Origin of the sequence: Bifidobacterium aerophilum (assembly GCF_010667685.1) — a bacterium.
Lineage (GTDB): Bacteria > Actinomycetota > Actinomycetes > Actinomycetales > Bifidobacteriaceae > Bifidobacterium > Bifidobacterium aerophilum.
Window position 1 is genome coordinate 37,088 of sequence record NZ_WHZW01000011.1, and the last position, 23,122, is coordinate 60,209.

The window sequence follows — 23,122 nt, forward strand, 5'->3', positions numbered from 1 at the left end:
TCCCCGACAGAGCCATCCATTGTTCGTCACGCTTCGATCGCCCCGACGGAGCCATCCGTTCCGTGCTCCCCAGAAGGGAGCACGTTTTTGTCTTACACGGACTGAATAAGGAGAACCATGCCCGAATCCTACGGCGCCGACAGTCTTACCGTGCTCGAAGGCCTTGACGCGGTACGCAAGCGTCCCGGCATGTACATCGGCACGACCGACAGCCAGGGTCTCATGCACTGCCTGTGGGAGATCATCGACAACTCCGTGGATGAGGCCTTGGCCGGCGCCTGCGACCACATCACCGTCACCCTGCATGCCGACGGTTCCGTCGAGGTGGCGGACAACGGCCGCGGCATCCCCGTCGACGTCGAACCGAAGACCAAGCTCACCGGCGTCGAGGTCGTGCTCACCAAACTGCACGCCGGCGCGAAGTTCGGCAACTCCTCCTACAACGCGGCCGGCGGCCTGCATGGCGTCGGATCGTCGGTCGTGAACGCCCTGAGCTCACGACTCGACGTCGAAGTCGACCGTGACGGCAAAACGCATCACATGGCGTTCCATCAGGGTCATCCCGGCGTGTATGCGGACGCCGATCCGGCGCATCCATCCCCGGATTCGCCGTTCAAACGCACCCGCAGGAACAAGCCGACCGAACTGGAGATCGTCGGCAAGGTCAGCCCCAAGACCACCGGCACGCGCATCCGATACTGGGCCGATCCCGAAATCTTCAACGACACCGCGCGATTCAGCTACGAGCAGCTCATCGATCGCGTGCGGCAGACCAGCTTCCTCGTGCCGGGATTGAAGATCACCGTCATTGACGAGCACATCCCCGAAACGGGCGACGCCAGCGTCGACGAGCTGCGCGAAATCGACGATCAGACGCCGGACGAGACCGACACTTTCGTATCGGAAGGATCCGATGCGGACACCGCCGACACGATGGGCGGATCCGAAATGTCCGAGGCCGTCGCCGTCGCCAAAGCCGATGCGGCAGGCCACACGCACCGCCGCGTCGAGGAATTCTGCCACACCGGCGGCGTCCGCGACTTCGTGGACTTCCTGTCGAACGGTGAGCCGGTGTCCGATATCTGGCGCGTCAGCGGGCAGGACACGTACGTCGAGGAGACGCAGGCCGTCGGCGAGAACGGCGAACTGCACGCGCAGAAAGTCAAGCGCGACTGCGGCGTCGACATCGCGTTACGTTGGGTCAACGGATACGACACCGTGATCCGCAGCTTCGTCAACGTGGTCGAGACCCCCGGCGGCGGCACGCACGTCGACGGGTTCCTGCTGAGCCTGACCAAGCAGATCCGCAAGACCGTCGAGGACAACGCGCGCAAGCTCAAGGTCAATCTCAAGGATCCGGCGCAGAAGGTCGAACGCGACGACATCATGGCCGGACTCGTGGCCGTCGTCACCGTGCGCATCGCCGAACCGCAGTTCCAGGGGCAGACCAAGGACGTGCTCGGCACCGCGCAGGTCAAGCCGATCGTCACCAAGATGACCGACAGGCAGTTCGGCGAGATGATCACCGGTTCGAAACGTGGCTACAAGGAACAGTCCGGCCGCGTGCTCGACAAGATCGTCGGCGAGATGCATGCGCGCATCCAGGCCCGCAAGACCAAGGAGGTCACGCGCCGCAAGAACGCGCTCGAATCCGCGTCCATGCCGCCGAAACTGTCCGACTGCCAGCCGGGCAACGACGACGTGGCCGAACTGTTCATCGTCGAGGGCGATTCCGCGCTCGGAACCGCCAAGGCCGCCCGCAACTCCGCGTTCCAAGCGCTCCTGCCGATTAGAGGCAAGATCCTCAACGTGCAGAAGGCGTCGCTCGCGCAGATGCTGTCCAACAAGGAATGCGCGGCGATCATCCAGGTCGTCGGCGCCGGATCCGGCCAGAGCTTCGACATCGACCAGGCGCGGTACAACAAGATCATCATGATGACCGATGCCGACGTCGACGGCGCGCACATCCGCATCCTGCTGCTCACCCTGTTCTACCGGTACATGCGCCCGCTCATCGAGGCCGGGCACGTATACGCGGCCGTGCCTCCGCTGCATCGCATCGCGCTTGCAGGCTCGCACAAGGGCGAATTCATCTACACGTATTCCGACGACGAACTCGCCGGCAAACTCGCCGATCTCGACAAGCGCAGAATTTCCTATAACCCCGACATCCAGCGCTACAAGGGCTTGGGCGAGATGGACGCCGACCAGTTGGCGGACACGACGATGGACCCGCGCACACGCATGCTGCGCCGCATCCGCATGGAGGACGCGGCCGAAGCCGCCGGCATCTTCAGCCTGCTCATGGGCGACGACGTGCCGCCGCGCAAGGCGTTCATCGTCGACAACGCCGACGATTTCGACCGTTCCAAGATCGACACCTGATCCCGAACGAGATTTGTCCTCCCCGTCGCACAGACGGGGAGGACAAGACGTTTGCGCTGTCCGTCGTCACTGATGCTCGCGGCAGGTCTGTCCGAGCCGGCGGGACAACGCGATCGGATCAAGCAGCGCGTCCAGCTGTTCGGCCGGCAGATCGGTGCGCTCCCCGGCGACCTCACGCACGCTGCGTCCGCTGACCGCCGCCTCCTTGGCGATGTCGGCCGCATGCTCATATCCGATCGAATCGTTGAGCGTCGCCGCGATCGACGGCGAGTATTCGGCGTACCGGCGTCCCACCGCGGCATTGATGGTGATGCCGTCCACGCAGCGTTCGCGGAACATCGCCATCGCCCGTGTCAGCAGGTCGATGCCGCCGAGCAGCGCATGGATCATCACCGGATCGAACGCGTTCAGCTGCAACTGGCCTTCGGATGCGGCCCATGTCACGGTCGTGTCCATGCCGAACACCATGAAGCAGCACTGGTCCACGCATTCGGGGATCACCGGGTTCACCTTGCCGGGCATGATGCTGCTGCCGGCCTGTCGCGCCGGCACGTTGAGATCGTTGAACCCGTCGTGCGGCCCGGAGTTGAGCAGGCGCAGGTCGTCGGCGGCCTTCTTGAGATGAATCGCGAGGTTTTTCACGGTCTGCGACACGGCGATGTACGCGCTCATGTCGGTCATCGCGGCGATCGGGTCGGGCGCGGCCGTGATCGGCAGCCCGGTGATGCGGGCCAGATGTTCGGTGGCCGCCTTGCGGAAGCGCAGATCGGCGCATATGCCGGTGCCGATGGCCGTCGCCCCGAGGTTGAGCGACATGAGCTGAGGCACGACCCGTTCGAGCTCGCGCATGTCGGCTTTCATGAAGCTCGCGAACGCGTGGAACTCCTGGCCGTAGGTCATCGGCACGGCGTCCTGCAGCTGCGTGCGTCCGATCGTCACGTCGTTGATGTGCCGGTCCGCCAGATCGTGGAACGCTCGGGCGAGTTTCTTCGTCTCCTCGGCCAACGGGCCGAGCGCGTCGATCAGCGCGATCTTGCACGCGGCCGGATACGTGTCGTTCGTGGACTGTCCGTGGTTCACATCGTCGTTGGGGTGGATGTAGGCGTAGTCGCCACGGGCATGGCCGGCGATCTCGAGCGCGCGGTTGGCGATGACCTCGTTCATGTTCATGTTGGTCGAGGTGCCGGCACCGCCCTGCAGCACGTCGACGGGGAACTGGTCGGCGAGTTCGCCGCCCTCGATCTCGAGGCATGCGGCGATGATCGCCCGCGCCTTGTCATGGTCGATCAGCCCGAGCTCTTCGTTGGCCTCGGCGCAGGCGCGCTTGACGGTGGCGTACGCCTTCACGAGCTGCGGATGCGCGGAGTCGGGGATGCCGGAGACGGTGAAGTTGCCGATCGCGCGTTGCGTGTGGATGCCCCAGTAGACGTCCGCCGGCACCTCCATCGTGCCGATGCAGTCGTGTTCGAGGCGTGTCCGTCCGGTCGTGGCGTGCTCGCTCATCGTATGCTCCTTTGTCGTTGGGCCTGTGGCCGTGTCGTCTGACCACCATCATGGCGTGTTTGCTTGCGACATGCCATCGTTCGCCGTGCGCGAATGGTCGTTGACGGGTCCGTCGGCACCGGGAGGGCGGCGTTGCGGGCGAGCGACACGCCAATAAATACCGATTGGTAATTATCGAGATGTGTCGGTATGGTATGTACGAACGTACATTAGTTGATTTCCGTCGGACGACGGGAACGCGATCGCAAAGGAGACGTCGTGGTCAATCTGCTGCTGGCCGTCATCTACGTCGCTTTCATCAGTCTCGGACTGCCCGATGCGCTGCTCGGCGCCGCATGGCCGACCATGAGTCAGGATCTGGGCGCGCCCGTCTCCTGGGCGGGCGGCATTTCCATGACGATAGCGGCGGGAACGATCGTCTCGGCGCTGCTGAGCGACCGCATGACATTGCGGTTCGGTGCCGGTCGCGTCACCGCGGCGTCGGTCGGCCTGACCGCGGCGGCTCTGTTCGGCTTCTCGGTCGCGCCGAACTATTGGACGCTGATCGCCCTGGCCGTCCCCTATGGCCTCGGGGCGGGCGGCGTGGACGCCGCGCTCAACAACTACGTCGCCATCCACTACGAAAGCAAGCACATGAGCTGGCTGCACTGCATGTGGGGCGTCGGCGCGTCCGTCGGGCCGTACATCATGGGCTTCGCGCTGTCCGGAGGCCAGGGCTGGTCATGGGGATACCGATACATCGCCATCCTGCAGGTAGTCCTGACCCTCGTCCTCGTGCTCAGTCTGCCGTTATGGAAGGGACGCGGGAATTCCGCTCCTTTCGCCGGCGAACCTGCGTCGGAGGGCGGGGCGGACCGCAAGCCTCTGGGCGTCCTGGGCGTGCTGGCCATTCGAGGCGCCAGGGAGATTCTCATCATGTTCTTCTGCTACTGCGCGATCGAGACGACCGCCGGCCTGTGGGCGAGCAGCTACATGGTCATGCATGACGGCGTTGACAGGACGACCGCCGCCAGCCTGGCCAGCCTGTTCTATCTCGGCATCACGGCCGGACGCGCGGCCAGCGGATTCATGACCATGAAATTCGACGACCCGACGATGATTCGCCTCGGGCAGGGCGTGCTTGCCGCCGGCGTGCTGCTGGTGCTGCTGCCATTGCCCGGATACGGCGCTACGGTGGCTGGGCTGCTGCTGATCGGACTGGGCTGCGCGCCGATCTACCCATGCATCATCCACTCGACGCCGGCCTACTTCGGCGAGGGGAACTCGCAGGCGATCGTCGGCGTGCAGATGGCCAGCGCGTACGTGGGCTCGATGGCCATGCCCCCGGTATTCGGGCTGATCGCCCAATATGTGTCCATTTCCCTGTTTCCGGTCTACCTGATCGTCTTCCTCGTGCTCATGGTGGTCATGCACGAGGCCCTGCGAGCCAAGCGCGGCTGACGCGACCCGCATCGGGCCGCGCCGGGTTTCGCGGCGGTGCGGCCCGGTGCAACGGGTCGTCCGTCACATCAGCGGCGGAAAGCCATGCGCCATATTGTACTGTTCGACGAACCTCGCCGGATCGCAATATCCCAATGCGACGTACCAGACCACGAACAGCGCGAAACACGTCGCGGCCAAGGGCAGTCGCGGCACTCGCATCCGCACCAGGCACAGCGCCAGCATCACCGCCAGCAGGCCGATGAACGCCAACGATGCGAACCGCAGCCACGTCAGCCCGTACGTGCCCACATACAATCCCAGCCGCATCGCCGCCGACGACAGCATCACGCCGGTCGCCGCGACCAGGCCGACCGGCATCGCCGTGATCACACGCGTACGTTTCGCATAGGTCAGCACGAAGCCGAACGCCGCCAAGTTCGTCGCCGCGACGAACAGCAGCTGAAAGAATCCGCTGCGCGCGTATTCGGCATACGTCAGGCCTCCCGGCAGTCCTTCGCCCGCGAACAGGAACGTGAACTGCACCGCGCAGAACACCGCGTACACGGCCAGTACCAAGCCCAGCACGATGGCCGTCACCAGCGTGTCCGGCGATGGCGAAACGGACTTGTCGTATAAAGCCGCCATCTCGCCGTCGGAGCGCTCCTGATTGTCCAGCAGGGAAAACAGGAACGGCATCGGCAGCAGCACCGCAAACGCATGCATGAGCAGCGATGCGATATCGAGGTCGCCGAACAGGCGTGAGATGCCATACGATACCACCATGTCGGCGCTTGCCAGCAACGCGACCAATACGGCCAGCAGCGGAACGGAGATCAGCAGCGCGACGCCTATGCGGCGCATGGTGGGGCGTTGGCTGCCGCTGGCCGCGGCGTGGGCCGTCGTCGATACGGCCCGGCCGAACCGTCCGAGCCCGGTGAACGGCTGGATGAGCCAACCGGTCAGCCAGCGCAGCATGATGCCGAGCGGATGGCGGGCGTCGTGGCGTCCGTTGGCCAGCTGCATATGCAGCATCAGCAGTGACGGAATGGCGCATAGGCCGGTGATGATTCCATACTCGGGGTCGTCCGAGAAGACGCCATGCTCTGACGCGATGAACCAGAAGGAGAGTGCCGCGATGGCGGCGGTGACGAGCCATGTCATCGGCCGATGCCGTACGGTTCGCCAGTGCAGCGCGTTGACGATGGCGACGCAGGACAGCCAGAATGCCGCGAACGGCAGGCTCATCGTGCGGGAGGTCCCGTAGGCCGAGGACAGTCCGGCCAGTACCGTGCGGTCGAACAGCAGCGGGATGGCGAACGAAACTGCGAGCAGTTGGATGGTGCGCGGCCTGGGCGGCCGGGAAGGCGTCGTGGCTGGCCGCGTGTCGTGGGAGTCTGCGACGGCGCCGGCTTGTCGCGGCTCGGAGGTCTTTTCCGCTGGCGTGATGTCGGATCCGGGCCGGACCTCGGATGCGTCTCCGGGTTGGTTTTCGGCTGATTCGTGATGCGAGGTGCTCATGCCGCCAGCGTAAGGCCGCACTGTGGGGCGGCGGCTGGGCGACCGATGGTTCTTCACCAAATTTGCATATCGAAAAACGATATATTACTATCGAATTGCGATTAGTGATAATCGATTGTCGATAGTAATTGCCGCATGGAAAGGTGGTGTCGACATGGGGGACATCAGTCAGTTGCAAGGTCGCGCGACATCCGCAGTGCCGTCGATGGGCGGCGATGTCCGGACGTGGAGGGAATTTCATCCGAAGGCGATCGCCGCGCTCAAGGTGCTGATCGTGCTGTTCGAGCTGATCTGCCTGTGGGGGCAGGTCGCCGTCTATGTGGCGGCCGGCGACTTCGTGTCGTCGTACCCTGAATTCGCGACCGCGCGATGGCCGTACACCATGGCCGGGCTGCTTGGCATCGCGTGCTTCGAGGTCGCGTTGGTGCCGTTGTGGAACCTGCTGACCTTGGTGAAGCGGCGCGATGTGTTTTCCGGCAAGGCGATCTTCTGGGACAACGTCATCATCGGGTGCGCCGGCGCCGAAGGGGCGCTGGTGCTGTTCGTGCTGCTGTATGGCTCGTTCGCCCACGGGACCTACCTTGACGCGTATCGGGGCGTGACGCTGGACGTGGCGATGGGCGCGTTCGCATTGAGCCTGGCCTGCGCCGTCGCGCTGCTGCTCATCGTCGCGTTCGTCCTGCTCATGCTCGTCATGCGATCGTTGCTCGCGGCCGCCATCGCCCAGCGCGACGAGCTCGAGGCGGTGATCTGAATGACGATCCTCGTGAACCTCGACGTGATGCTCGCCAGACGCAAGATGAGCGTGGGCGAGCTCGCCGAGCGCATCGGCATCACGCCGGCCAACGTGTCCGTGCTCAAGAACGGTCGCGCCAAGGCCATTCGCTTCTCCACGCTCGACCGCATCTGCGAGGTGCTGGACTGCCAGCCCGGCGACGTGCTCGAATGGGTCGACGGAGACGGGGATGAGAGCGCCCTGTGAGAGATGCCGCCGCGTGTCGCGTCGTCCGAGGCCGCGGGCATAATCGAACGCATGTACGAATGTTTGGATCTGTTCTCGGAGCCCACCAGGGCATGGTTCAAACATGCGTTCGCAGAGCCGACCGATGCGCAGCAGACGGCATGGCCGGCCATCCGATCGGGCAAGAACGTGCTGGTCATCGCGCCCACCGGCTCGGGCAAGACCCTATCCGCGTTCCTTTCGGCGATCGACCGGCTGATGGAAAGACAGACCTCACGTTCCACGCCCGAAACGGATCCCGCCGCCAAGTCCTCATCCGGCTCGTCGACGGTTGACCGCGACAAACGGCGGACCTCCCGCAAAGGCGTCACGGTGCTGTACGTCTCGCCGCTGAAGGCGCTCGCGGTCGATGTGGCCAAGAACCTGCAGGCGCCGCTCGACGGGATCGCCGCCCAATGCGAGGCGATGGGACTGCGCATGCCGAACATCACCGTGGCGGCTCGCAGCGGCGACACCACTCCGCAGGAGCGACGCGCCATCGCCGCCCACCCGCCGGACATCCTCGTCACCACGCCGGAATCCTTGTATCTGCTGCTCACCTCGAAGGCGCGTCGCATCCTGAAAACGGTCGACACGGTGATCGTGGACGAGGTGCATGCGCTCGCCGGCACCAAACGAGGCGCGCATCTCGCGCTCAGTCTCGAACGGCTCGATTTGCTGACGGCAAGGCCGGCACAGAGGATCGGGCTGTCGGCCACCGTGAATCCTCCCCGGGAGGCGGCCCGTTTCCTCGGCGGCATTCAGCCGGTGACCATCGTCAATCCGGGGAACGACCCGGCGATGGATCTGCGTGTAATCGAACCGCTGCAGAGCATGCGCGACCTGCAATCCGCCAACGTGTCGTCCCGTGCGGGAGGCGTGGAAACGCGGCCTGCAACGGCGCCTCGCATCTCCGGCGTAACGCCGGCCATGCAGCGTCTGGCCGAACGCCGAGGCCTTTCCGGCACGGCGCATGACGACGCGACGTCGATGGGTACGTCAGACGGTCAGGCCATGGGACGTGATTCGGTCGACTTGACGGGGGCGGCGGGGGATCGGACATCCGGTTCCGTCTGGCCGGTCGTGGAACGCAGTATCCTTGACGAGATTCTCACGCATCACACCACGCTCGTGTTCGTCAACTCACGCGGACTGGCGGAACGGCTCACCGCACGGCTGAATGATCGCTACGCCGACATGCGCGGCACCGGACGCGAGCTCGCCTCGCCGGAAGGTCGGGAAGGTTTCGCCAAGCATTACGACGCGGTGGTCGGATCCACCACCATGCTCGTGCAGTCGCATGAACCGGGCGACGTGATCGCAATGGCCCATCACGGTTCCGTCTCCAAGGACCGTCGCAAGCAGATCGAGGAACAGCTCAAGCGCGGCCGGTTGCGTTGCGTGGTGGCCACCAGCAGTCTCGAACTCGGCATCGATATGGGATCGGTCGATCTGGTCATCCAGATAGCGCCGCCGTTGTCGGTCGCATCCGGCCTGCAACGTGTGGGCCGCGCCGACCACCGTGTCGGAGGCGTCTCGCATGCGTTGTTCTACCCGTTGACCCGCGAACAGATCATCGGCATGGCCGCCGGTATCGAAAGCATGAAAGCCGGCGCGCTCGAACCGCTGGCCATACCCCGCAATCCGCTCGATATCCTCGCCCAGCAGACCGTCGCCGCCGCGGCGATGGGCGATCTCAGACCGGACGAGTGGTATGAAACGGTGCGCAGGGCGGCGCCGTTCAACGAACTCACCCGTGACATGTTCGACGCGGTCATGGGCATGATGACCGGAGCCTACAACAGCGAGGACTTCTCCGCATTCCGTCCGCCGCTGATGTGGAACCGCGAAGACGATATCATCTCCGCCCGTCCCGGCGCCCAACGACTTGCCGTCACCAGCGGCGGCACCATTCCCGACCGCGGACTGTACACGGTCGTTCTCCCCGAGGCGGATGCCGGCAAAGGTCCGCGACGGGTCGGCGAACTCGACGAGGAGATGGTCTACGAATCCCGCGTCGGCGACGTGATCACCCTCGGCACCTCCACCTGGCAGATCCAGGAGATCACCCGCGACCGGGTCGTCGTCATTCCCGCACCGGGGCGCACCGCGCGACTGCCGTTCTGGCACGGGGAAGGCAACGGACGCGACTACGGGTTCGGCAAAGCCAAAGGACGGTTCATCCGCGACATCCTGCGAGGATTGCCGGATGCGATGCCGACTCCGATACGTTCGGGCGATACAGGAGAAGACACGTCGACGGATGGCAGGCCGCACTTCGACACAGGCACGGAACGGCGGCTGCGTGGAGATGGCCTCGACGATAACGCTGTCGACAATCTCGCCGCACTGCTCGCTGAACAACGGGCCGCGACCGGCACCATACCCAGTGACCGCGATCTCGTCATCGAACGGTGCCCCGACGAAGAAGGCGACTGGCGCATCATCGTGCACTCGCCGTTCGGCCGGCGCGTGCACGAACCGTGGGCTATGGCCATCACCAACCGGTTGAAGCAACGATACGGATTCGACGGACAGGCATATGCGGCCGACGACGGCATCGTGATCCGTCTGCCCGACGGGGAGGGAACCATACCCGTTCAGGAGCTCGTCAGATTCGATCCCGACGAACTGCAACGCATCATCGAAACACAAGTAGGGGAGAGCGTGCTGTTCGCGGCACGGTTCCGCGAATGCGCGGCGAGATCGTTGTTCCTGCCACGCACCGAACCCGGCAAACGCGTACCGCTATGGCAACAGCGGCTGCGTGCCGCGCAGCTGCTCAACGCCGCCAGAACGCGCCGGAATTTCCCATTGTTGCTCGAAACCGCCCGCGAATGCCTGCAGGATGTCTATGACCTGCCGGCATTGCGCGAGATCATGACCGGTCTCAACGCCGGCATCATCACCCTGCACGTCGTGGACACGCAAACGCCGTCGCCGTTGGCGGAAAACCTGCTGTTCGGTTTCGTCGGCGCAGTCATGTACCAGTATGATGTGCCGCAGGCCGAACGCAGCACGCAGCTGCTGTCGATGGACCCGGACGTGCTGGAACGGCTGCTCGGCACCACCGACATGTCCGCGGTGCTTGATCCCGAGGCGATCGCGGAAGTCGAACGGCAGGTCGCCGGACATTCGTTCTGGAACGAACTGGACGAACACGACATCGACGGTCGGGTTGCCCGCTACGCCAAAACCCATGGGCCATTCACCGCGGATCAGATGATAGCCGACCTGCACATCGCCGCCGACGATGCCGTGCATGCATTGGACGGGCTCAAACAACGCGGCGAACTACTGACAGGCACGTTCGTCACCGGCATCACGGATACGCAATGGCTGCACAGGGACATCTTCCGGCGCATTCGCGCCCGCTCGCTCGCCAAGGCCCGCGCAGCCGTCAAACCGGTAGCGCCATCGGTCTTCCAGTCGTTCCTGCTTGACCGTCAGGGCGTAGGGCCGGTCGGGGGAGCGCGCTGGCAGGGAACGGACGGCCTGATGCGTGTCATCGAGCAGCTTGAGGGCATCTCACTGCCGTTGACGGTGTGGGAATCCTCGGTGTTTCCCTCACGGGTGGGGGATTACGCGCCGGCCATGTTGGACGAACTGGTCGCCGGCGGGGATGTCATATGGACAGGCGACAAAGGTGCGGACGCCAAGACCGGCGAACCGGGCCGGATCGTCTTCCATCCCGCCGATTCGAGCCTGTGCGGACAGACCATGAAGGAAAGAAACGACGCCTGCTCCGACGCACGAGGATCGCAATCGGAAAACGAATCCCTGACCATACCCGAAGCCATCCTTGCGGCGTTGTCATCCGGCGGAGCCTACCGGGCCGACCAGTTGGCGCAGCTCGCACGGGAGCACTGGAACGAAGCCGGTACGGTCACCGTCGATCCGGATACCGGAGAGATCATTCCGCAGGCATGGTCGCGGCAGCAGTTCGAGGAGGCCCTCTGGTCGCTCGTCTGGCAAGGCAAGGTCACCAACAGCTCACTGAATCCGGTGCGCGCATTGTCTATGGGAGCCACGCAGGCACGTACTCCCGCGCGCACATCCAGACGGCTTACCCGGATCCGTCCCCGCATGCCCATGACGCTTGGCGGACTCTGGTCGGCCGTCACGCACGAGCCGTTCCCCGAAGCGGACGATTGCACGGCCGGCGGCGGACGGGTGACGATGCCGCAGATGTCCGCCGCGCTCGCCGACGATGGTTCGGCCTCGCCCGAACGCCGGGCCATCGCACAAGTGGACACACTGCTTGACCGGTATGGCGTCATCGCGCAGCCGCTGGTCGAACGGGACGGCATCGAAGGCGGATTCTCCGGATTGTACCCGGTACTCAAACGCATGGAGGAACATGGGCTGCTGACGCGCGGCATGTTCGTCACCGGTTTCGGCGCCGCCCAGTTCGCAGCCGCGGACACCGTGAACATGCTGCGTGAAGGCGCCGGGCAATGGCACAGCCGATCAAGCATCGTGCTGGACGCCACCGACCCGGCCAACCTCATCGGATCCGTCATCGCATGGCCTGCCGGCAGCGGTCGTCCGACGCGCAGGACCGGCACCATGATCGTGCTGCACCATGGCAGGCCGGCGCTCTACGCCGCCGTCCGCGCCCACCATCTGATCACCTTCGAACAAGACGAGGCCGTGCTGCGTTCCGTCTGCGCCGAACTCGTCTATGTCCTGCAGCGACTCATGGATCTGCCAGGCGCATTGTCCAACGGCATCACCCTTTCCGACGTCAATGGAGAGCCGCTGACCCGGCATGGCGAGATCGCCCGTCTCCTGCATGCAGCCGGATTCGTCCCATGCCCGCAAGGCATGAGGCTGTACCGCTAAACCGGCTGTCCTGCCGAACGAACCGTCATGCGACGAACGTGATCGGCGCGGACAGGTCGACGCCCGACCCGTCGCGACGCATGTCCGGTGCCGGAAGCGCCACCGGGGAGCCGGCCTCGGTGGAGGCATGCAGCGGGTATGCGCCCACCCAGGCGAGGATCAGCGTGTTCTGTCCCTTGAGGAAACGCTGCGAGCGCACGCCACCCGTGCCGCGTCCCTTGGCCGGATACAGTTCGAACGGCGTGATCTTCGCCGAACCGTTCTCCGTGCCGGCCAGAGCGTCCTTGTCCCCCGCGACGGTCAGCACCACCGTACCGGAGCCACAAGCGGCATCGTCCCCGTCGCCATCCGTCCATGCGATCCTGCCGGCCGGCACCACGTTGAACGACAACGCCACGCAATCGGCGGCCAGACGAATGCCGGCCATGCCGCCAGCCGTACGTCCCTGCGGGCGTACGTTCCTCGCCTCGAACGTCAGCAGCGAGGAATCCGACGACACGAACACCAGACGGTCGTCATCGGCGGCATCCGCGGCGAACAGCACCTGATCGTCATCCTTGAGGTCGATCACGTTCCACGAATCCATCGTGGTCGGCGCCTCGCGGTTCCAACGCTTCACCACGCCGCCGCGCGTGCCGATCGCCAACGGCGGCAGTTCGGTCAGCGCATTGCCGTCCGTGTCGCGGCCGGCCGCGAACTCGGGCTGCTCCACGCCGTTCAACGTGCCGGTCATCGCCACGGCCGCCACCACGTGTTCGCCATGTACCGGATCGGTGCTTTCGGTCATGCCGATCAGCTCGTCCGCACGCACCCCTCCGGTCACGCTCAGCGATTCGGCCGCGGGCAGTGACGGCAGCTCCACCACGTGGGCCAGCACCAATCGTCCGGCCGACGTGACCAGACCGTACGACGAACGTGTGGACGTGCGGATGATCGAGACGATCTGGTCGTCCGGCTTGCGGGCATCCGTTGCGGACCGGGCCTCCCACACGTCCCATGCGGCCGGAGACGTACGTGCGATCAGCCCGGATGCACTCAGCATCACCACGCACGGTTCGTCGTCGATCTGCAATGCGGCCGCGGCAACCGCCGCGCCTTCCTCCCCGGCCTTCTTCGCGGCGGCAGCGGCGGCGGCCACATCGGCCGCCGCGGAGGACAGTCGCGTCGCGGTACGGGCCGCTTCCAAAGCGGCCGACGACGTGGCGTCATCACCATGCGCGGCCACCGGGGTAAGCGTGCCGTCCGGTCCCTCGTCCAGCAGCACCGTGCGCCGCGGCGAGCCATACGTGGCCACGGCTTCGTCCATCTCGCGGACCACCACGCGGTCCAGCTCCTCGGCGGACGCGAGGATGCGTTCCAGTTCCTCGATGCGCTGCTTGAGATCGTCGCGTTCCGCCTCAAGCTCGATGCGGCTCATCTTCGTAAGCCGGCGCAGGCGTAGGTCAAGAATGTACTGCGCCTGGATGTCATCGAGGTCGAACACCGCGATCAGTCGGCTCTTCGCCGCATCCGCATCCTCGGAGGTGCGGATCACCTGGATCACCTCGTCGATGTCGAGCAGGGCCAGCAACAGGCCTTCGACCAGATGCAGCCGCTCCAGCGCCTTCCTGCGCCGGAACTCGCTGCGCCGGCGCACCACAACGCGCCGGTGGTCGATCCATACCGAAAGCATCTCCTTCAAGCCCATCGTGTGCGGGCGTCCGTCCACCAACGCCACGTTGTTCATCGTGAAGTTGTCCTGCAGCGGCGTGTTGCGGAACAGCTGCGCGAGCACCGCGTTCGGATCGAACCCGGTCTTCACCTCGATCACCAGACGCGTGCCGTTATGCCGGTCCGTCAGATCGATCGCGCCCGAAATGCCTTCGAGCTTATGGTTCTTCACGCCTTCGGAAATGCGCTCGAGCACGCGTTCGGGGCCGACCATATACGGCAGTTCGGTCACCACGATGGCCTTCTTGCGGGCCGTCACGTTCTCGATATGCGTCTTCGAACGGGTCGTCAGCGATCCGCGGCCCGTCGCGTACGCCTCGCGTATGCCGTCGCGCCCGATGATGATGCCGCCGCCCGGCCAATCCGGTCCCGGCACGTAGCGCATGAGCTCTTCGAGCGAGGCCGTCGGATACTTCATGAGGTGCTTCGCCGCAGCCACCACCTCGCCGAGGTTATGGGTCGCCATGTTCGTGGCCATGCCCACCGCGATGCCCGAGCCGCCATTGACCAGCAGGTTCGGGATCGCCGCCGGCAGCACGGTCGGCTCCTTGAGCTTGTTGTCGTAGTTCGGCGTGAAGTCGACGGTATCCTCATCGATATCGGCGTTCATGCCGAGCGCCGCCGGGGCGAGACGCGCCTCCGTGTAACGCGATGCGGCCGGCCCGTCGTCGAGCGAACCGAAATTGCCATGGCCGTCCACCAACGGCAGGCGCATCGCGAACGGCTGGGCGAGACGCACCATCGCCTCGTAGATCGCCGAATCGCCATGCGGATGCAGCTTGCCCATCACCTCGCCGACCACGCGCGCCGACTTCATGTACGGACGGTCCGGGGTGAGGTTCATCTGGCCCATCTGATAGACGATGCGCCGCTGCACCGGCTTCATGCCGTCGCGCGCATCGGGCAGGGCGCGCGCGTAGATCACCGAATACGCGTATTCGAGGAACGATTTGCTCATCTCCTCGTTCAACGGCGTCTCGACGATATGCTCCTTGACCGTGCGCAGATCATAGGCGGGCTGTGCCGGCTTGCGATGCGATGCCATGCGTACGTGCTCCCCACTTGTGTCGATGGAACTGATGACCCTGACAAGATGCCGGCGCGAATGGCCGACAACCGCACCATACTATCGAAACCGCACGTCAACACGCACATTTGTTCGCCCCGCAGTGATTGAATGGAGGCATGAGTGTGGATGTCCCGGATATGGAAGAACTGCTGCGATTCACGTCCGTCGCGCGATACGGAGACCGTGATCCCGTTTGTCCGGACGGCAAGACGGACGGCCGGCCGCGGCGCGGGGGAGCGCTGCACCTGTCCGCGCTCCTGCCCGCGATCTCCTCGGCGATCGGATATCCCGTGGCCACCGCCGTGCATCGCGACCCGTCGGCGCTGCAGGCCGCGCTTTCGCTTCCCTCGGCGCGTTCCGCGATCGTCGTGCTCGTGGACGGCCTCGGTTACTGGAACCTCGCCATGCGTCTCGGCCACGCCCCTTATCTGCGCTCGTTGATGAACGAGTCCGTCAACCGGCGTCCGATCGCGACATGCGCGCCCAGCACCACGACGGCCGCGATGGCCACGTTCGGCACCGGCACCTGTCCGGGGCTGACCGGCATGGCCGGCTACACGCAGCTCAACCCCCTCACCGGCAAACTCTCCCAACTCATCCAGTTCACCGACGCGATCGCCCCCGCCGACCTGCAGCGCCAGCCCACCGTATTCGAACTGCTCCGCAGGCAGGATGTGCGCGTCACCAGCTGCGGCCTGCCGAAATTCAGGGATTCGCCGCTGACCGAGGCGGCGTTGCGCGGGCCGGACTACATCGGCGCCGTCACGCCACGGGATCGTGTGATGGCTGCCTGCGACGCCGCGAAAACACCCGGTCTGACGTACCTGTACATCCGGGACGCGGACAAGACCGGGCATGGGGACGGATGGGATTCCGACAAATGGATCGCCGTGTTCGAACGTATCGACGCCCAGCTGGCATTGCTGAAACGCGCCGCGCCATCCGGCACGCTGATCGTCGTCACCGCCGACCACGGCATGATCACGACCGATCCGGACCAGCGGATCGACATCGCCGAGGAACCGGAACTTGCGCGGGGAGTGCGCATGGTGGGCGGCGAGCCACGCTCGCTCATGCTGTATGCGCAGGCCGACGAGCCGGCGGAAGCCATCGCCGAACGGTGGCGTCGGAGACTGGGAAACATGGCGGTGGTGCGCACCAAGGACGAGGCTGTCGGACAGGGTCTGTTCGGTCCCGTCGAGGAACGCGTGCGTGCGATGCTCGGCGACGTGATCGTTTCCGCGACCCATGCGGCCACGATCGTGGATTCGCGCATCCAATCCGACAAGGCCACGCGTTTGCCCAGCGTGCATGGGTCGCTCAGCTTGCTCGAATCCGACATTCCCTGTCTGATCGACATGGCGTGATGCAGCCGACCGTGCAGGACGCCAACACGGTCTATGGTTTCGGGATCCGGACCTGAGACCGATATCGTCTGAGTCTGAGCTTGTATCGGGGGGCTACTCGCCGAACAGGATCTCGTCCCAGCTGGGCACTGCGGAACGTCCCGAACGCCGTTTCGCAGGCTTGACGACGGGCTTGCCGCCGGTATCGTCGCGCGCGTCCGCCGCGCCGCCATCCGACGGGCCCGCCTGTTCGCCGTCGTTCGCGCGTTCCGGGGATGACGGCTGCTGCTGCGTCGCGGATGCCGCGTGATCCGCGACCGTATGGCTTGGCGACAATGCGGAAACGGACACCGTGGACGCCGCAGGTTGCTCCGCGACGACGTCGTTGCCGTCCGTCGTGCTTCCATTCGCGTTTCCGGGCCTCCATGTGATCGGCTGAAGCGGCGCCACCGCCATCGAACCGGCCGGATCGGCCGCGTCGCCGTTGGTCCCGCCCCATTGCGCCACCGCGCGTTCGATGCGCGCGGAACGGATCGAATCGCCCGGAAGACTCAACGACAGAGCGAGATCGCCGTCGGCCGACGCGGTGTCTGCGGACGACGGGGCGGCGTCCCCGGCCGTCCGCAGGCCGAACAGCTGCTTCGCCGCCGCGTTGACGCAGACCACGGCGTTGTCGTGCATGTTCCATGTCCACTCGGCGCGCACCTCGCGCCCTGCGGAACGGAAACGGGCGACGATCCGCCACGGTTCCAGACCACGTCTCGTCGCCTGCCAGCTCAACGTCTCCATGCCGATGCGTGCGGTGGCCAACGTGCGTTCGATCAGCTCCGCCGTCGTACGCATGCGGCTGTCCTTCGGGGCGGGCACCGCAAGGAACTGCTCGATCGCGTATTGCTTCTCGGTCTCCACCGCGGCGGAGAACCGGCGCACCAGAGCCTCGCCCAAGCCGTAGCGTTCGGCGACCTTCGATGGGTCCGCGCCCGCGCGGATCAACGCCTGAATCTGTGAGATCGGCAGGGTGCCGGCCGTTTGAGGCTGCGGCCGACCGGATTCCGAACGTATCTGCTTGGCCTCCAGTATGGCGCGTTCCAGCGTGTCGTCGACATGCACCGCAAATCTCAGGTTGCCGACCGCGAACACGAGGTTGCCCGCGTCGTCGACATGGTCGAAACGGGCCTGTTCAAGCGGATTCTCAGGCATGCGCACCACTTTCCTCGTCCAAAGGGCTGTCGTTCTCTATTGTGCCCCACGTGTCGTATTTTACGAGTATTTCGAATCGCGTATCCTACGTCGGGTAAAAGTCATGTATTCTATGGCGCAGAAGAAACCACTTCGACGAAAGGAACACGATGGCTCAGGATTACGATTCCCCTCGTAACAAGGACGAGGACGAGGAGTCGCTGCAGGCGCTCGGCAAGGGATCGCAGAACTCCTCAAGCGACATCGACGACGATGAGAACGCCATCGCCGAGGATTATGAGCTGCCCGGCGCCGACCTGAGCAACGAGGACGCCTCGGTGACCGTCATCCCGATGCAGGGAGACGAGTTCATCTGCTCCGAATGCTATCTGGTCAAGCACCGCAGCCAGCTCGCATACACCACCGAAGACGGCCAGCCGGTCTGCAAGGAGTGCGCCGCCTGATGGCGATCGACGAGACCTACAACGAACCGGAAACCGTCGAGGTGCTGGTCAAATCCCTCGACCCCGATCATCCGGCCGAACTGTTCTACGCCCATGCCGGCGACGCCGGCGCCGACCTCATCACCACCGAGGCCGTGACGCTCAAGCCGTTCCAGCGGGCGCTGGTGCCCACCGGCGTGGCGATCGCATTGCCGGCAGGCTACGTCGCGCTTGTCCACCCGCGTTCCGGGCTTGCCGTCAAGCGAGGCGTCACCGTGCTCAATGCCCCCGGCACCGTCGACGCGGGCTACCGCGGCGAGATCAAGGTGCCCCTGATCAACCTCGACCCCGAGCGCACCGTCGAATTCCGGCCCGGCGACCGCATCGCCCAGCTGGTCATCCAGCGGTACGCCGAGGCGACGTTCATCCCCGCGGCCGTCCTGCCCGGTTCGGACCGCGCCGAACGAGGCTTCGGCTCGACGGGAGTCGCGTCATAAGGCGTCGCTCCCGGCCGGGGCGGCGGATCGAGTAGTATAAACACATACACAAGGGCAGGTGGGATCATGGCGAACGCAGAGAACGATTACGCGGCGGCACGCAAGCTTGGTTGCGAAATCAGCGATGACCCGGTCAACCCGCTCAAGCCGATCCTTGAGGCATGTCGCGCCCATCATCCCGGCGAGGACCTGTCCATCCTCGAACGGGCCTATCGTCGCGCCGTCACGCAGCACGCGCCCCAGCGGCGCAAGTCCGGCGAGCCGTACATCATCCATCCGCTGGCCGTCGCCCAGATCCTCGCCGACCTGGGCATGGGTCCGCTCGTCGTGGCGGCCGGCCTGCTGCACGATACGGTGGAGGACACCGACTACACGCTCGACGAGTGCCGCGCCGAGTTCGGCGATACGGTCACTGGTCTGGTCGACGGCGTCACCAAACTGTCGAAGATGGAATACGGCGACTCCGCGCAGGCGGAAACGATCCGCAAGATGGTCGTCGCGATGAGCCGCGACGTGCGTGTGCTCGTCGTCAAGCTCGCCGACCGCGTGCACAACGCGCGCACCTGGCGCTACGTCAAGACCTCGGGAGCGCAGAAGAAGGCCCGCGAGACGCTCGACGTGTACGCGCCGCTCGCCAACCGCCTCGGCATGAACGCGATCAAGACCGAGCTCGAGGAACTCAGCTTCAAGGTGCTCTACCCGAAGATCTACAACGAGATCGTCGTGCTCGTGGCCCGTCGCGCCGGGCAGCGCGACGTGTACCTCAAGCAGATCCTCGCGGAGATCAACGAGGATCTCGACGCCCAGCACATCCGCGCATACGTGACCGGACGCCCGAAGGACTACTTCTCGATCTACCAGAAGATGATCGTGCGCGGACACGATTTCTCCAACATCTATGATCTGGTCGGCGTGCGCATCATCGTCGATACGATCCAGGACTGCTACGCGGCGCTCGGCGCCGTGCACGCCCGATGGAGCCCGGTGCCGGGACGGTTCAAGGACTACATCGCCATGCCCAAGCTCAACATGTACCAGTCGTTGCACACGACGGTCGTGGGGCCCGGCGGCAAGCCGGTCGAAATCCAGATCCGCACGTGGGACATGCACCGTCGCGCCGAATTCGGCATCGCCGCGCATTGGAAATATAAGGAGAACGGTCAGGCCGGCCGCGCGCTGAGCTCTCCGGACAAGTCCGATCTCAAACGCGGCAGCGGCGGGGAGAATCAGGAGCTGAGCGAGGCCGACAACCTCAAGTGGATCCAGCAGCTTGCCGATTGGACCAGCGAAACCCCTGATTCGAACGAGTTCCTCGGCTCGCTCAAGGAGGATCTCGGGGCGGCCGAGGTGTACGTGTTCACGCCGAAAGGCAAGATCGTCTCGCTGCCCGCCGCCGCCACGCCGGTCGATTTCGCGTATGCCGTGCACACCGAGGTCGGCCACCGCACCATGGGCGCGCGCGTCAACGGGCGACTCGTGCCGCTCGACACGAAACTCGAGAACGGCGACACCGTCGAGGTGCTCACCTCGAAATCCGAGACAGCCGGCCCGTCGCGCGACTGGCTGAGCTTCGTCAAAAGCCCGAAGGCGCGCAACAAGATCCGCCAGTGGTTCTCCAAGGAGCGGCGCACCGAGGCCATCGAAGAGGGACGCGACGAGCTGACGCGCGCCATGCGCAAGCGCAATCTGCCGATCGCCACCCTGCTCACCCCGAGCGCCTTGGTGGGCGTGGCCGACGAACTGAACTTCTCCAACCCGGACAACCTGTTCGCCGCCATCGGCGAAGGCCAGATCTCCACGCAGAACGTCATCGCGCATCTCGTCAAGGACGCCGGCTCCGACGAGGTCGACGAGGAGGTCGAGCAGGAGGCCCTGCCGCTTCGTCAGGTGGAATCCGCGAAAAAGACCACAAGCTCGCTCGGCATCTCCGTCAAGGGCGTGGGCGACGTATGGGTCAAGCTCGCCCGCTGCTGCATGCCGGTGCCCGGAGACCCCATCATCGGATTCATCACGCGCAACCAGGGCGTGTCGGTGCATCGCACCGACTGCCAGAACATGATCGATCTGAAGAAGCGCCAGCCGGAACGCGTCGTCGATGTGCAATGGACCAGCACCAAGGGCCTGTTCATGGTCAAGATCCAGGTCGAGGCGCTGGACCGCCAGCATCTGCTGAGCGACGTGACGCGCGTGCTCGCCGATCACGGCGTGAACATCATTTCCGGAGCCCAGGCCACGGGTCGTGACCGTGTGGCCATCAGCCAGTTCAGCTTCGAGATGGCGGATCCCCAGCATCTCAACCGCCTGCTCGCGGCCGTGCGCAAGATCGACGGCGTCTTCGACGTGTACCGGATCACCGGAGCGAAGGAATCCCAGGAGCCCCGCCTGCGCAAGATGCAGCAGTAGACCCGTGTTCCCGTTGCCGCCATCTCGGGATCGACCGCAGCGGGGACACGGGCATGCCTTCGATCCGGTCGTGAGCTTCTGGGAGACTGTGACCTTATGACCACTATTGTTATGCACACCTCCGAAGGTGACATCAAGATCAACCTGTTCGACGACCAGACCCCGGTCACCGTCGAGAACTTCCTCGGCCTCGCCACCGGCGAGAAGGAGTGGGCCGACCCGATCACCGGGCAGCCCTCCCACGAGCCGTTCTACAACGGCCTGACCTTCCACCGCATCATCAAGGACTTCATGATTCAGGGCGGCTGCCCGCTGGGCACCGGCACCGGAGGTCCGGGCTACAACTTCGACGACGAGATCGTCCCCGGTCTCAAGTTCGACCGTCCGTACCTGCTCGCCATGGCGAACGCCGGCCTGCGCCGCGACCGCGACGGCAAGATCCACGGCACCAACGGTTCGCAGTTCTTCATCACCACCGTGCCGACCCCGTGGCTTGACGGACACCACACGATCTTCGGCGAAGTCGCCGATGACGAGTCTAAGAAGGTCGTCGACAAGCTCGAATCCGTGCCGACCGACCGTTCCGACGCGCCGCTCGAACCGGCCATGATCGAATCGATCGACGTGCTGTAGATCGACGTGCTGTCATCCGTCGTATCCTCATCCGTCGGCCGATGACCACAGACATGCAGGCTCCCGCTCGTCGGGAGCCTGTTTTCGTTTGAAAGACGGTGCCGGTCAGCGGGCGTACCCCGTGGGGGAGCCGGCCGGCCGTTCGTGGGCCGACTGCGGAATGGCCCGGAACCTCCTGACGACGCTTTCCACCGCCGTCTCCAAAGCGACGTTGCCGTTGCAGTGCTCAGACATGGGGCGCTCGCAGCACGCCGAAGTGAAGCAGGGCGTTCAGGATGCCGTCGTGGTCGACGTCGTCGGTGACGTAGTCGGCGGCCTCCTTGGCCGGTGCGGTGGCGTTGCCCATCGCCACGCCGATCCCCGCGAACCCGAGCATCGTCGCGTCGTTGCCGCCGTCGCCGAACGCGATCGTCTGCTCCCGCGTCCAGCCGTAATGGCGCATGAACCGTTTCATGCCCTCGGGTTTGCCGCCGTCGGCCGGGATCAGGTCGGTGAAATCGGGATGCCAGCGCACTCCCTTGACGTTGCGGCACAGCGCCGTCACCTCGGCCTCCTGCTCCGGGCTGATGTACGGACTGATCTGGAACGTCTCGATCGACAAGGCCCGCTTGTGGGGATCGTCCACATGCACGGCCGGCGCGGTCTTGCCCAACTGCGCCCAAGTGCGGCGCATCGAATCGGTGACCTGGTTGAAATACACGTAATCCTTCTCGCAGAAATTCGCCACCACGTCAGGATGCGCGTCCAGCCAACGGATGACCGTCTTGATGTCGTCCCTGTCCAGCGCCTGCTTCTCCAGGAAACCATGATCGTCGAAGCAGTATTGCCCGTTCAGCCCGACGATGCCGTCGAACTTCACGGGGATCGTGTCGAGCACGACCATCATATGCGAAGGGGCGCGACCGGTGCAGATGAACACCTTCACGCCGCGCTCCTGCAATCGGTGCAGTGCGTCGATGGTCGAATCGGGCACGACATGCGTGACGAAACTGGTCAATGTGCCGTCGATGTCGAAGAACGCGGCACGGATATCGTCGCCGTCGGGAAGCCGCACGTCGGCAGCGGGATCGATCGTGGTCATGGCAGTACCTCCGCCTTGCGCAATGAAAACCTACCGTCCAGTGTACGGCCGGCCCCCGGAACCGGATGCGACGGCACGTCGTATGATG

General features: G+C 64.9%; 15 protein-coding genes. 10 read left to right on the top strand and 5 right to left on the bottom strand.

From position 1 onward, the window contains the following. Positions 1–117 precede the first annotated feature (117 nt). Positions 118–2,385: a DNA gyrase/topoisomerase IV subunit B gene (locus GFD25_RS06235; RefSeq protein WP_163231023.1), complete on the top strand. Its 2,268-nt coding sequence runs from the start codon at positions 118–120 to the stop codon at positions 2,383–2,385. A gap of 66 nt (positions 2,386–2,451) precedes the next feature. Here the strand turns inward: GFD25_RS06235 and GFD25_RS06240 are convergent, their stop codons facing one another. After that, on the bottom strand, positions 2,452–3,888 hold the full coding sequence (locus GFD25_RS06240) for an aspartate ammonia-lyase (RefSeq protein WP_163231025.1): 1,437 nt from the start codon (positions 3,886–3,888) through the stop codon (positions 2,452–2,454). A 258-nt stretch (positions 3,889–4,146) separates the two neighbouring features. On the opposite strand from GFD25_RS06240, the gene GFD25_RS06245 reads away from it, so the two are divergent. Next, positions 4,147–5,328: an MFS transporter gene (locus tag GFD25_RS06245; RefSeq protein WP_163231027.1), complete on the top strand. Its 1,182-nt coding sequence runs from the start codon at positions 4,147–4,149 to the stop codon at positions 5,326–5,328. 63 nt (positions 5,329–5,391) lie between these two features. Here the strand turns inward: GFD25_RS06245 and GFD25_RS06250 are convergent, their stop codons facing one another. Next, positions 5,392–6,828: a DUF4153 domain-containing protein gene (locus GFD25_RS06250; protein ID WP_163231029.1), complete on the bottom strand. Its 1,437-nt coding sequence runs from the start codon at positions 6,826–6,828 to the stop codon at positions 5,392–5,394. A gap of 154 nt (positions 6,829–6,982) precedes the next feature. Here GFD25_RS06250 and GFD25_RS06255 point away from each other — a divergent pair, with 154 nt between their 5' ends. The 3 genes from GFD25_RS06255 to GFD25_RS06265 are packed head-to-tail and all read left to right on the top strand — an operon-like array spanning position 6,983 to position 12,673. Beyond that, positions 6,983–7,582, top strand: a complete 600-nt coding sequence (locus GFD25_RS06255; RefSeq protein WP_239512438.1) for a DUF2975 domain-containing protein — start codon at positions 6,983–6,985, stop codon at positions 7,580–7,582. Beyond that, positions 7,583–7,810, top strand: coding sequence for a helix-turn-helix domain-containing protein (locus GFD25_RS06260; protein ID WP_163231031.1), 228 nt, complete (start codon positions 7,583–7,585; stop codon positions 7,808–7,810). Between the two features lie 51 nt (positions 7,811–7,861). Then, positions 7,862–12,673: a DEAD/DEAH box helicase gene (locus GFD25_RS06265; protein ID WP_163231033.1), complete on the top strand. Its 4,812-nt coding sequence runs from the start codon at positions 7,862–7,864 to the stop codon at positions 12,671–12,673. 25 nt (positions 12,674–12,698) lie between these two features. Here GFD25_RS06265 and GFD25_RS06270 read toward each other — a convergent pair whose 3' ends face one another. Beyond that, positions 12,699–15,428 carry a DNA gyrase/topoisomerase IV subunit A gene (locus tag GFD25_RS06270; RefSeq protein WP_163231035.1) on the bottom strand — a complete coding sequence of 910 codons (2,730 nt, stop codon included), beginning with the start codon at positions 15,426–15,428 and terminating at the stop codon, positions 12,699–12,701. 140 nt (positions 15,429–15,568) lie between these two features. On the opposite strand from GFD25_RS06270, the gene GFD25_RS06275 reads away from it, so the two are divergent. Then, complete coding sequence (locus GFD25_RS06275) at positions 15,569–16,819, top strand: alkaline phosphatase family protein (protein ID WP_163231037.1); 1,251 nt, start codon at positions 15,569–15,571, stop codon at positions 16,817–16,819. A gap of 93 nt (positions 16,820–16,912) precedes the next feature. Here GFD25_RS06275 and sepH read toward each other — a convergent pair whose 3' ends face one another. Further along, positions 16,913–17,998, bottom strand: a complete 1,086-nt coding sequence (sepH, locus tag GFD25_RS06280) for a septation protein SepH (protein ID WP_163231039.1) — start codon at positions 17,996–17,998, stop codon at positions 16,913–16,915. A 149-nt stretch (positions 17,999–18,147) separates the two neighbouring features. Here sepH and GFD25_RS06285 point away from each other — a divergent pair, with 149 nt between their 5' ends. From GFD25_RS06285 to GFD25_RS06300, 4 genes are all read left to right on the top strand, one after another. After that, the gene (locus GFD25_RS06285) at positions 18,148–18,441 is read left to right on the top strand and encodes a DUF4193 domain-containing protein (RefSeq protein ID WP_163231041.1); all 294 of its coding nucleotides are present in this window, start codon (positions 18,148–18,150) and stop codon (positions 18,439–18,441) included. Further along, a complete protein-coding gene (gene dut / locus GFD25_RS06290) occupies positions 18,441–18,917 on the top strand; it encodes a dUTP diphosphatase (RefSeq protein ID WP_163231043.1) in 477 nt (158 codons plus the stop codon). Before GFD25_RS06285 ends, dut begins: the two co-directional genes overlap by 1 nt. Positions 18,918–18,983: 66 nt before the next feature. Continuing rightward, positions 18,984–21,320 (top strand): RelA/SpoT family protein, encoded by a 2,337-nt coding sequence (locus GFD25_RS06295; RefSeq protein ID WP_163231045.1) that lies wholly within the window; start codon positions 18,984–18,986, stop codon positions 21,318–21,320. A gap of 96 nt (positions 21,321–21,416) precedes the next feature. Beyond that, complete coding sequence (locus GFD25_RS06300) at positions 21,417–21,953, top strand: peptidylprolyl isomerase (protein ID WP_163231046.1); 537 nt, start codon at positions 21,417–21,419, stop codon at positions 21,951–21,953. A gap of 226 nt (positions 21,954–22,179) precedes the next feature. Here the strand turns inward: GFD25_RS06300 and GFD25_RS06305 are convergent, their stop codons facing one another. Further along, on the bottom strand, positions 22,180–23,034 hold the full coding sequence (locus GFD25_RS06305; protein WP_163231048.1) for a Cof-type HAD-IIB family hydrolase: 855 nt from the start codon (positions 23,032–23,034) through the stop codon (positions 22,180–22,182). Between the last annotated feature and the right edge of the window lie 88 nt (positions 23,035–23,122).